The sequence below is a fragment of the Kitasatospora sp. NPDC032150 genome, assembly GCF_055579945.1.
The window spans coordinates 4,709-15,299 of sequence record NZ_JBVIMH010000062.1 but is presented as its reverse complement, the minus strand read 5'-3'; the positions used below and the strand labels follow the sequence as shown (position 1 = coordinate 15,299).

Here is a 10,591-nt window from a genome sequence, read left to right as displayed (position 1 = left end):
CGTCACCCGCTCCCGCCTGGGACGACTCGTCCGCCAGGAAGTCCTCGACCAACCCGGACGCGGCCGCTATCAAAAACGGACTTAACGCCCTCTGAAGGTTGACCACTTGATGGTTTCTGCCACTGAAGGTTAATCGATCTGGCGGTCTCGATCTGGTTCGGTGACGCCGTTTCGAACCAGGGTGTCGGCGTACAGCTGAACGTCCCCAGCAACGTACGGATGAACGTGGCCACTTCTTGATGCGTGTCGAGGACCCTTCCCCGGCACTCTGCTGCTTGGTCGGTGAGGCCACGTGATGAAAGGACCCGACGGCATCGCCGTCGGGTCCCAGGCCGCCGCCGAGGCGGACGACTGGCTGGACCGTCCTTGCCCGATTCGCGACAGGTGACGAGGGTCAGGTGGTGGCGAGCAGCATGTCCTCTCCGGTCGACGGGCGAAGGCCGTCGGTGCGATTGGCGAAGTAGCGCCCGGCGTGCGAAGCCCCCGACACGTGTCGGGCGTCCGCGAAACCGGATTCGCGGGCGAGGGCCAGCATCTCCTTCGGGGTGTAGAAGCTGATGAACGGCGTTCCGGACGCTCGCGCACCTTCCCTGCTCGCCCGCAGGCCGGGGCGGTCGGCCTCGTCGAGCAGGTCGGGCGGCAGGAGGAAGGTCATCGCGAGTGTGGAGCCGGGGGCGAGCCCGGCGGTCTGGCGCAGGGTGGCCGCGGTGGCGTCCTCGGTGAGGTACATGGTGACGCCGGTGGACGCGATGAACGCCGGCCGACCGGGGTCGAAGCCGACGGCAACCAGCTTCTTCAGCCAGTCCTCGCTCGCCTCGAAGTCGACCGGCACCAGCTGCAGCCAGTCGGGGATGCCGTAGCCCAGTTCGACCAACCGACGGCGCTTCCACGCCTGCGGGCCGGGCTGGTCGACCTCGAAGACCCGCAGGCGGGAGGCGGTCTCCGGCCTGCGTTGGGCGAAGGTGTCCAGCCCGGCTCCCAGGATGACGTACTGGGTGACGCCGCGGTCGGCCTGCTCGATGACCAGGTCCTCGATGAACCGGGCGCGGGCTGCCATGGCCGCCCGGAACCCGCTGGTGAGGTGCGGGTCCATGTCGGGCCGGTGGCGCCAGTCGCCGTCGGGGGCCGCCAGTTCCAGGCCGATCTCGTCCTCGAACACGTGGGGCGGCCGGTCGACCTGGACGTGCATCGCCCGCCAGAGGGCGGTCCGCACCGCGGTGCCGTCCGGCGCCGCGGTCGCTTCGTCTGCCATGGTGTTCCCCTTCTCCGTCGCAGTCAGTTCTTGACCGGAGCCTGGAGGCTCCACAGCCGCCCGTCGGGGTCGCGGACCGTCATCAACCTGGTCCCGAAGTGGGTGTCCTCGAACGGCGTGACCACCTCGACGGACGGATCGGCACGGAACGCGTCCGCGTCCGGCACCTTCAGCACGACCCGCACCTGAGGCTCCCGGTCCTCGGGGACCTCCGCGATGAAGACGTAGGGACCGTCGCCGTTGCGGAGTTGGCCGGAGCTGTGGCCCGTCTCGAACTCCAGGTCGTAGCCCAGCGCCTGGAAGAAACGTGCCGCCTTGCCCCAGTTGTGGGTCTCCAGGAACAGGGCCTCGATTCCCTCGGTCGCCATGTCAGGCCTCCTTCTCGGTCGATTGGCACTCTTGCCCATGGGCGTCGTCGAGGTAGGCACGCAGCGCCTCGGCGACCAGTGCCGACAGCGACATGCCCGACTCGATGGCGCGGTACTTCACCTGCTTGATCAGCCCGATCGGCAGGTACACGTTGAACTGCTTGACTTCCTCATCGCCCACGAGACCAGGCTAACTCGTTGCTAGCATGCTAGCAAGCTAGCCCGACCAAGACCGGGCGCGATCCCGAGGTGCTGCGGCTGGTACTCCGCGTCAACCCGGTGCTTACCACCGCGCCAGTCCCCGAGGAGCAGGTGCCGCAGCGGGGAAACCTCCGGCAGGTCGCCGGGTAACTGGCCGAGGCCGTCCGGGAGCCGGCTGCGGATGCGCGCGGCGGGCGACGGCAACGGGCAAGGCACGGCGTGCGGCAGGCCGGTGGCCCGGGTGATCGCCAGCGGCGCACGGTGGAGGCGGTGAGCACGCCCGCACCCGCCTGGCCGCAGATGGAGCAGCTGCATGTCCGCCACCACGGAGCCTTCGCCTGCGTGGAGGCCGTACTGGCCGACGGCGAACGGGGCAAGCTGATGCGCCTGCGCTACACCGGCGCCGTCGGCAGATGGGGATTCGCCCCCTACGCCAGCAGCGATCGCTACGAGGACTCCCTGGTGCCCACCGGCCGCACAGCCTCCACGGCCTCGGCGGAGACGATCACGTCTGTCATCAGGTGCTACTTCCTTGATCGGTTACAGACCCGAAGTCGACGTCCAGGTGGGCGTCGTAGGTGTCCGGGGTGACGCCGAGATCGTGGGTGGAGTACTCGCCGAACCGCTTGATGTGCTCGGTCAGGTACGGGGAGATCTGCGCCAGGTCGAGCGGGTCGACGATCCAGCCCTCGGCCTGGAGCTGGCGTACGACGTCGGCGATGTCCAGGGTGTTGTGGAAGATCACGCCCAGCGTTCCATGATCGAGGACATGTGGCGCCCGACGGTGCGGGAGAAGATGCCGAGGCGCTGGCCGACGGCGTCGTCGGTCAGGCCCGAGTCCAGCAGGCGCAGCAGTTCGCGTTCGGTGGCGCTTTGGGGCGTCTTGGGCAGTGTCTGGTCAGCAGAGTGGGCCCGAGGCGTTTCCTCGGGCCCACTCTGCTGGCGATCTGATTTCGAACGGTTCTCTTGGCGCTGGGTCAGTTGGTCTGGAAGTTCCAGGTGCCGAGGGTGGTCCAGTTGCTCCAGGTGCCGCCGTTGGTGCTGTAGGCGTGGGAGATGACGCCGTCGGTGCCGGTGGCGAAGACTTCGGCGGTCTTGGTGTCGGCGTTGTAGACGGCGTTGGGGGTGCCGGCGAACTTGAAGGTTCCCATCGGTGCCCAGCCGCTCCATGCGCCGCCGTTGATGTCGTACATGTGGGACATGACGCCGTCGGTGCCGGTGCCGAACAGCTCGATGGCGTTGCTGGCCGCGTTGTAGACGGCGGTGTCGAGAGCTGTGATGCGAGCGGCGGCCGGGGGGCGGGGCTTGCCGGTCTCGGTGGCGGGCGGTGGGTATAGGTGACGGCACCGGTGTGGGAGCGGCGCCGAGGGGCCTGGTCCGTGTGGACCGGGCCCCTCGGCGTTCCGGTGCGGGTCAGCGCACCTGGACGGACTTGGCGAGCCTGACTCCGACGTTGATCGGGTGGCCGCCCTTCGGGCCGTCGTAGGAGTAGAGCACCTCGCGGAACTGCAGGGTGCCGCGCCGGGTCGCCTTCACCTTCACATCGACCTTGGCCTCGCGCGTCGTCGCCCCGTCCACGATCGGGCCGCACTTGACGGCGTGCCAGGCGCCGTGCGTGCCGAACCGCTCCTGCACGCAGACCCTGCCGTACCAGTACGTGGCGTCATCGTCGCCGCTCGCCTGGACGTGAACGCTCTGACCCACGCTCACGACGCGCTGCGACACGGTGATGTCCATGTCTCCCTTGGCAAGTGCGGGTGTGGCCGCGACCGCGATCGCGGCCACACCCATGGCCCCGATCGCGGCAAGGCGTGCCGCACCCCGCTTCAGACCGCTCTTCATCGAATCCCCCTCTAATGCCCGATAGTTCGGAAAAGAATGCCGCAGCGCATGCCACTCTCGCGACTCGGCTACGGGTTGTGACCGAAAACTCCGCTTCAGCGCCTGCTCCAGCTCGCGCGGCAAGGCCCGACCGCTCCGGACCGGGCCTCGCTACACGAAAACTCCCGTACAGATCAGCGCACGTGGGGAGATCGACGCCCATGGTGGGCAACGGTCGGACGGCCGCCCAGCGTATCCGTGCCGTGGGGCGTCCGCCAGCCGTCATGGCGCTGGTACTGTCCACCCGCCTCGCCGCCGCCCACCCCAACCTTCTGCACGCCACCGGAGCCCCGCTGGCGGCCTCAACCCTGCTACTGGCAGCCGACGGAGCCGGACCACGCCACTGCATCGCCTTCCTCGTCATTCTCACAGCGGGAGCCGGACTGGGCTCCGCCACCCACCTGGCCCGCAGGAACGTGCGGCTCCGCTCACCCGACAGCGCCTGAAACACCGCCCTGCTCCAGGCCCTCAATGCGAGCGGCGCCGACCCGGTGGGCAGTGAGCGCAACTCGCACACGGCCAGCCTCCCCTCGGCCGCCAGACGCAGATCGGCCGCGTCGCGGACCCTGAGCTACGACGATCCCCGCTTCACGAAGGCCGTCGGCTCCGTGGGGCGGCGGCCGTCTGCGCGCCGTGGCGGGCTTTCACCCGGGGCCGCAGGGCTGGGCGTTCAGCAAGTGCTGCGTGCGTAGCCGCTGCTGCCCTGGGCGGACACGGCCTTGTCCCGGCGGACGATGCTCAGCCGACCTGCGAATGAGGAGCAGGCCTTTCGCAGTCCCTCGTCGGTGTACTCGATCACCAGGACGTGATCGCCGAAGGCGGAGGCGTACGTCCCGCATTCGTCGTATTCGGCGCATTCCTCGGCGACTGCGAAGTCCAGGCCGGTCCGGCTCCTGCTGCCCACCAGCTCCGCGGTGTTCTTCTGACCGACCGCCAGTCCACGGGCGTGGGCGTGTTCGGCTAGCAGAGTGATGAAGGCCTGGGCGTCCTGCACCGAGAGCCGGCCGCCGGAGCGGCTGAAGCTGTCATAGTTGTCGATTTCGACGGCGTTGAAGCCCTTCCGTGCGCACTCGTCGATCCACTGGTTGACCGTAGCAGCCACCCGCCCGCGCTTGTCGGCGGTGCCGATGTCCAGCAGGGCCTCGTTCCAGTCCTGGTCGATGACGACCCGGCCTTGCGCATCGTGCAGGAGCAGATCGGCGGGCCACTGGCCCTGGGCGTCCGGCTGGGCCTGAAAACCATTCACGTAACAGACGTTGTACAGGCCGGCTGCTGGAGAGGCCGTATGGTCCCGGCTGACGATCGTGACGCCGGACGGCGGAGTGTAGGCGCCGCCGATCTGATAGTCGAAACCGGCCTGGAGCGGGGGAAGGCCCACCGCTCCCGCGGCCGCAGACGGTGAAACCGGCGGGCTCGGCACGACGGTGGTCGCCACGGAGGAGCTGGACGCCCTCGCCGCAACGGAGGGGGTGCCCTCTGCGGTCCCGCTTCCGCCCACCGACGTACAACCGGACAGCATCGCGGCCACCGCGAAGGCGACCGGCAGGACCGCGGCCCGGGGAGAGGGGGCGCGCAGTGCGGGGTAGATATTGATCGGATGCTCCTTGCAACAGCGCGTGACAGCCACGCCCTGGACCGGCGAACGGGGGCCATTCGAGGGCGTGATCGACGAACGGCGTGTATCCCCGCTGGGCCAGACGACGGTGTGCTCGCATCGGTTCCGTCGGCGGCGGCCGAGGCGACGAGCTGGCCAAGGCAGGACGGCCGAGTGCCAGCAAGGGCGCAGCCTCGCGAGGCAACGCGGTCAAGGGCCCGGACACTCCGCCGACGTCTGGGAAACTGCATCCCGCTGACCAGCAGAGACGGACCGAGGTGACCGGGAGCCGGCGATGACGGCGCAGCCCCGGTGCGCGACGCGGGTCCTCCAGTCCGGCAGCACGTCCATCTGGAAGTAGGGGGCCGTGCCGTGCTCGGACTTCCAGGTAAAGATCACCTTCGGTTCGGCGAAGGCGGGGTGGGTGACGACGCCGGTCGGTGAGACGAGCGGGACGGCGCGCAGATGCCGTTCGCCGGTGATGAGCAGTCGGTCAGTGCATTCGGTGCGCACTGTGCGTATCCACCGCTCCGCGAAGGCGTTCGAACGCGGGCTCTGCGGCGGCGTCGGGATGACCTCGGTGTTGTTGCCGACGAAGACGGCGTCGAAGGCGGCCGTGAACTTGTAATCGCGGTCCCGGATGAGGAACCGGAAGTCCCCGGCTCTGTCTCCCAGGTCCATCAGCAGGTTCCGGCAAGCTGAGCCACCCACTCGCCGCTCGGATGGGCGGTGACGCCCAGGACGTGGATGCGCCGGGTCTTGATCTCCATGACGAAGAAGACGTACAGGCGTTTGAGGAGCACGGTGTCGACGTGCATGAAGTCTCAGGTCAGGAGCGTGTGGTCCTGCCTACGGAGGAAGGTGTGCCAGGTCTGCCGGGAGGAGCGTGGCGATGGGGTCGGCGGTCTGTTCGGCGGGCCGTTTGGCGGGTTGCGAGGTCCCGTTGCGGCTGTTGCCCGAACCGCGGCCTGCCGGGTCGTGTTTCTCGTAGCCCAGGTGCTCGGTCATTTCCGCGTCCAGGGCGCGTTCCAGCACTGCCTTGGTGACCTGGGCCAGCAGCCCGCCCTCGCCCAGCAGGGCCGCACCCGACGCGTCGGCGCGGTCCATCAACCGATCGACGACCTCGTCCACCAGCCGCTCATCGACCGGCTCGACGTCCGGGTTCGCCTTGTCCGTCATGACTCGTCCGTTCCGCCTGGCCAGAGAGCCCGTGGCCGAGCCCTCGGCCAGACTGTCACGTCACGGACTTACACGATCTTTCGGACACGCTCGGCTGGTCGACCTGGGCCTGCTGCGGAGCCGGTGGGCCCGGGCCCCTGGGCGGGTTCCGGTTTCGCGCACCCTCTCCGGCGAGCGCCTGCCCTATCAGGAGCCGTCGCGGGCGAGCCGGATGTCGAACTCCACGTAGTCCAGCCCGGTCACACCAGCTGCCCGTGAGCGCCTCCTGGTCGGCGTCGGCATCGCGAGGTCGTGGATGTCGACATGGCTGGCGACTGCCACGGTGTGGAATGCGCAAGGACCGTGGCAGCTGGTCAGCCGTGCTCCGAGGTGTGAGGAGCGGAGCTGAGGTGGCTTTGGAGCCGGGCGTGGCGGAACTGGTAGACGGCTCCGACCTGGCGCAGGACTCCTCGGTGGTAGGCGTCGTCGAGGAAGGCCATGGTCGCCCAGGGGAGCCGTCCGGTCAGGGGAAGCCAGATGCGGGTGAAAAGCATCCACTGGCCCCAGGCGGTGAAGGCCAGGACGTAGGAGACAGTGGCGATGAACGCGCACTCGCTCCCGACCAGGAAGCACCACCAGAGCGGCGGCAGTGGGCCGCCGCCGCGCCAGCCTTGGAAGCAGTCTTCCAGTACTCGCCCGATGACGCCGATGGCGATGGCGACCACCGGCGCGACGAGCAGGGCCTGGCGGATGACCGTCGTGCGGTTGACGGCCAGCAGGTCCACGGGGGTGGCAGCGGAACTGAGGTCGAGCGGTGCCTCCAGGGCGGCCATGAGGGCCAGGGCCACGCCGCTCGCCAGGGCGAAGACGACCCCGTAGTAAAGCGAGTCGATCACCACGGCTTTGACCGGCGAGGGCACGAACGGTACCCCGTGAACCTTGGTCGGGATTATCAGCCCCAGCAGCCTGGCGACGGCACCGTACACCAACCCCACGATGGCGCCGATCAGCAGTCCGGCGCAGGCTGCGGCGTGGATCCTGTGGGCGGGCATCCCGCCTGTCCGTCGGCCGCGACCCGGTAGTCGCAGCCGTGCGCGGGATGGTTCGAACGCTACTTTTCCGACCGTGACGGCGATCCCGTAGGCCAGCCCGAAGGCCAGGCCGACGACCGGGCCGGCCGTGAGTCCGTTGAGAAGGCCGACACGCAGTCCGATCGGCTCACCGGAGCCGAACAGCTCGACCTCGGAGGTAAGTGCTACGGAGAGGGCCGTGACCACGGTGCAGGCGAGGACGATGGCGAGGATCCGCGCCGGCAGGCTCAGGGCGCTGGACAGCTGCCACCAGGCCAGGTCCTGACGGTCGCGCTGCCCGGGCCGCTCGAGGTGCCCGGCAAGGTGGCCCAGGTAGTGCCGGGCGCGCTGTGTGTCCCACGTCCGGCGCGGGCGCGCGGAAGCGGCGTCGGGCCGGGCTGGCAGGCGCCGGTCGTAGACGGTGGGGACGAAGCCGGCCAGCAGGTGCTCCTCGATGGCTTCCGGTGTCGGGAAGCGGGCGGTGTCCAGGAGTACGGTCGGATCCTGTCCCGGGGTGTCGCTGTAGAGGGTCCGGGCGAGCATCACCATCAACGGGGTGCGCAGCACTGCGGCGAGTTGGACGCTGGAGGGGCTGTTAGGCCGATCGCACAGCTCGTCCAGGACCGGATCCCACATGGTCGGGGGTCGTTGCGGTCGTTCGTTGTGTTCGGTTGGTCGGGCCGCGCGTGGGAGGTAGTGGATCAGGTCGGCGGTGGTCAGGTCGGTCAGCTCGATGCCGGCGGCCTTGCGCAGCAGGTCGGCCTTGGCGGCGTCGGTGTACTGCTCGGTGCGGCTGGTCAGCAGCAGGGGCAGCGAGACGGTGTTGAGCTCGTGCATGGCGGCCCGATGGAGCCCTGCGGCGATCTCGTCGAAGCCGTCGAGCACCGGCAGGATCCAGCCGGCGTCGACCAGAGCCGCTGCCATGGTCGAGCGGCGCCCGGGTGCACGGGCGGCGAGGTTCGGGTGGTCCCGCAGCAACCGGTCGATGAGCCAGTCGCGCAGCCCGGTCGCGTTCGGGTCCCACGACCCGATGCTGAAGACGACAGGAACGGGATCGTCGCCGGAACGTCGGCCCAGGTAGTCCAGGACGAACCGCAGCATCAGGACGCTCTTGCCGGAACCGGCGCCGCCGAGCACCACCAGCCGTCCGGACGGCACGCGCCGGTAGACGTCCGCGATGTCGGCCAGGCCGCCGTCCAATGGCAGCGGCGCGGTGATCGCCCCCGCGGACGCACCGCTGACATTGCCCCAGTGGTCCAGCAGACCGGCGGGCGCGGACCGCCACCGCACCGGCAGCGGGAACGGATCATGGATCCGGCGCTGCTCCTCCTCACGGATCCAGCGGCTGTGCACATCGCGGGCCAGCGCGTCGGCAGCCTCGCCCATGACACCTCCGGCCGCCGGCCCGCTGGGGTGGGCCGGATCGCGCAGTGCTCCCGCCCGGAGCTGTTTCGGGTCGGGGCCGGGCTGGCGGGGCACCGGGCCGGGGACTTCGTCGGCCGGGCTCTGGGTGCGGTGAGCGGAAAGCAGTTCCTGCCACACCTGCTCGCGCTCGCGTCCCGATATGTCGGCCAGGACGTGAGCGAGCTGCCGCACTGTGCCCAGCCGGGCGTCCGGCGGCTTGCCGGCCTCCAACCTCTGGACCGTGCGCACCCCCAGCCCGGCCTGTTCGGCCAACTGCTCCTGCGTCAACCCCACCTCTAACCGCATCTCCCGAAGCAGGGAACCGAACCGACTGCTCACTTCGACGTGCTCGCTTCCGTTGCTGATCCTGGCTTACAAATGATCGCCACTGTAGCCGGGCGGTTGTTGCGGGTCGCCAGCCGTAACTGGCGGTCCGTCGCACGGCACACTGATCAGCCACGACACAAGCGTGATCACCAGGAACTGCGACCGGCGGCATCCGGTGCGCGACCGACGGGCCGGCTGCACGTCCTTTCCGCCGGACACAGTCCGCGGTCGTTGCCCTCCCCTTCGCCACACGCGCCGTTGCGGGCCGCCCCGCCGTATACGGCGGGTTCGTTGCGTGGTGCGGCGGCCACCGACACGCCAGCCTGACCAACAGCAACGCGATCGACAGCACGTCCCGGTACTGACGCACTGCCAGCACCGGAAACCCCTGGGAGGGAATCGATGAAGTTCAGGAACCTGATGGCCGCGGCCGGTATCGCCGCGGCGCTCGCGGCTGTCGCCGCCCCGGCCGCGAACGCGGCGCCCGCGATGCCGGCCGACTTGCCGGCCGGCTGCCAGGGCGGCCCCGTCAGCGATTACTGGTTCGACGGCGGTCACCAGTTCGACCCCGGTGTCGGCTACTGCACCGCCGACGGCTACGAACTGGTGCAGCAGTACGACGGCAACCTCGTCATCTACAACGCGAACGGCCCGATCTGGAACACCGGCACCTACAACCACAACGGCGCCTACACGAAGTTCCAGACCGACGGCAACCTCGTCGTCTACGCATTCCCCAACAACCCGCTGTGGAACAGCGGCACCTACAACCACCCGAACTCTCGCATGGACTTCAAGGCCGGCCACATTTTTATCTATGACGCCAACGGCACATGGGTGTGGAACTCCTGACGGCCACCCACGCCGATAGCCTCGGCCGGAACTAGACGCCCAGAGCGCACCTGCCACAAGAGGCCACCCGGTACACCGGCGGCGGCCGCAGCGACGCCACGGCCGCCGCCCGCGTGCAGGAACTCCCGTACGGCCGCAGCCTGTTCCCGGGGCCAGGTCTGCCAGCGCCCGAGGGCGAGCGAGACGCCGATCTCGTCCTGGTACTGGAACGAATCAGGCATCGTGGTCGGACAGCTGAGCAGGAGTGTGACTGAGCGCTTCAGTTGGCGACTTGAGCGCATCGAGGCACAAGGTGGAGGTGCCTCCGCGCAGCCGCGCCGCGGCCCGGCTGCGCAGCACCCTCCTCAGCCACCTCCGCGCTGCCGAAGGCTTTCTGCCCACGGGCCCCGGGGGGGGGGGGGGGGGAGGTTGGGGGGGGGGGGGGGCCCGGGGGGGGGGGGGGGGGGAGGGGGGAGAGAGAGGGGGGGGTTTCGTGGGGGGCGGG

At 69.4% G+C, this 10,591-nt stretch carries 13 protein-coding genes and 1 pseudogene; 2 read left to right on the top strand and 12 right to left on the bottom strand.

Annotated elements, in window-relative coordinates:
• Window positions 1–394: 394 nt before the first annotated feature.
• From ACZ5ON_RS34765 to ACZ5ON_RS34740, 6 genes are all read right to left on the bottom strand, one after another.
• A complete protein-coding gene (locus ACZ5ON_RS34765; RefSeq protein WP_465601264.1) occupies window positions 395–1,252 on the bottom strand; it encodes a class I SAM-dependent methyltransferase in 858 nt (285 codons plus the stop codon).
• 23 nt (window positions 1,253–1,275) lie between these two features.
• Window positions 1,276–1,620 carry a VOC family protein gene (locus ACZ5ON_RS34760; RefSeq protein WP_465601261.1) on the bottom strand — a complete coding sequence of 115 codons (345 nt, stop codon included), beginning with the start codon at window positions 1,618–1,620 and terminating at the stop codon, window positions 1,276–1,278.
• 1 nt (window position 1,621) lies between these two features.
• The gene (locus tag ACZ5ON_RS34755) at window positions 1,622–1,801 is read right to left on the bottom strand and encodes a ribbon-helix-helix domain-containing protein (RefSeq protein WP_280685940.1); all 180 of its coding nucleotides are present in this window, start codon (window positions 1,799–1,801) and stop codon (window positions 1,622–1,624) included.
• Window positions 1,802–2,338: 537 nt separating this feature from the next.
• The gene (locus ACZ5ON_RS34750; RefSeq protein WP_465601258.1) at window positions 2,339–2,566 is read right to left on the bottom strand and encodes a Tn3 family transposase; all 228 of its coding nucleotides are present in this window, start codon (window positions 2,564–2,566) and stop codon (window positions 2,339–2,341) included.
• 232 nt (window positions 2,567–2,798) lie between these two features.
• Entirely contained in the window at window positions 2,799–3,101 is a 303-nt protein-coding gene (locus tag ACZ5ON_RS34745) for a DUF8189 domain-containing protein (RefSeq protein ID WP_465601269.1), read from the bottom strand.
• A 133-nt stretch (window positions 3,102–3,234) separates the two neighbouring features.
• On the bottom strand, window positions 3,235–3,663 hold the full coding sequence (locus ACZ5ON_RS34740; protein ID WP_465601253.1) for a hypothetical protein: 429 nt from the start codon (window positions 3,661–3,663) through the stop codon (window positions 3,235–3,237).
• 263 nt (window positions 3,664–3,926) lie between these two features.
• Here ACZ5ON_RS34740 and ACZ5ON_RS34735 point away from each other — a divergent pair, with 263 nt between their 5' ends.
• Window positions 3,927–4,148, top strand: coding sequence for a hypothetical protein (locus ACZ5ON_RS34735; RefSeq protein ID WP_465601249.1), 222 nt, complete (start codon window positions 3,927–3,929; stop codon window positions 4,146–4,148).
• Between the two features lie 224 nt (window positions 4,149–4,372).
• On the opposite strand, the gene ACZ5ON_RS34730 is transcribed toward ACZ5ON_RS34735, so the two are convergent.
• The 6 genes and pseudogenes from ACZ5ON_RS34730 to ACZ5ON_RS34705 form a co-directional block, all read right to left on the bottom strand.
• Entirely contained in the window at window positions 4,373–5,221 is an 849-nt protein-coding gene (locus ACZ5ON_RS34730; protein ID WP_465601267.1) for an endo alpha-1,4 polygalactosaminidase, read from the bottom strand.
• Between the two features lie 285 nt (window positions 5,222–5,506).
• Window positions 5,507–5,977 (bottom strand): integrase core domain-containing protein, encoded by a 471-nt coding sequence (locus ACZ5ON_RS34725; protein WP_465601247.1) that lies wholly within the window; start codon window positions 5,975–5,977, stop codon window positions 5,507–5,509.
• A complete protein-coding gene (locus ACZ5ON_RS34720) occupies window positions 5,977–6,114 on the bottom strand; it encodes a hypothetical protein (protein ID WP_465601244.1) in 138 nt (45 codons plus the stop codon). Before ACZ5ON_RS34720 ends, ACZ5ON_RS34725 begins: the two co-directional genes overlap by 1 nt.
• 112 nt (window positions 6,115–6,226) lie before the next feature.
• Window positions 6,227–6,403 (bottom strand): annotated as a pseudogene (locus ACZ5ON_RS34715) (transposase); the annotation flags it as partial.
• Window positions 6,404–6,661: 258 nt separating this feature from the next.
• The gene (locus ACZ5ON_RS34710) at window positions 6,662–6,796 is read right to left on the bottom strand and encodes a hypothetical protein (protein ID WP_465601242.1); all 135 of its coding nucleotides are present in this window, start codon (window positions 6,794–6,796) and stop codon (window positions 6,662–6,664) included.
• Between the two features lie 32 nt (window positions 6,797–6,828).
• On the bottom strand, window positions 6,829–9,267 hold the full coding sequence (locus ACZ5ON_RS34705) for a helix-turn-helix transcriptional regulator (protein ID WP_465601239.1): 2,439 nt from the start codon (window positions 9,265–9,267) through the stop codon (window positions 6,829–6,831).
• Between the two features lie 390 nt (window positions 9,268–9,657).
• Between ACZ5ON_RS34705 and ACZ5ON_RS34700 the strand changes: the two genes are divergently transcribed.
• Window positions 9,658–10,107 carry a hypothetical protein gene (locus ACZ5ON_RS34700; protein WP_465601236.1) on the top strand — a complete coding sequence of 150 codons (450 nt, stop codon included), beginning with the start codon at window positions 9,658–9,660 and terminating at the stop codon, window positions 10,105–10,107.
• Window positions 10,108–10,591 lie beyond the last annotated feature (484 nt).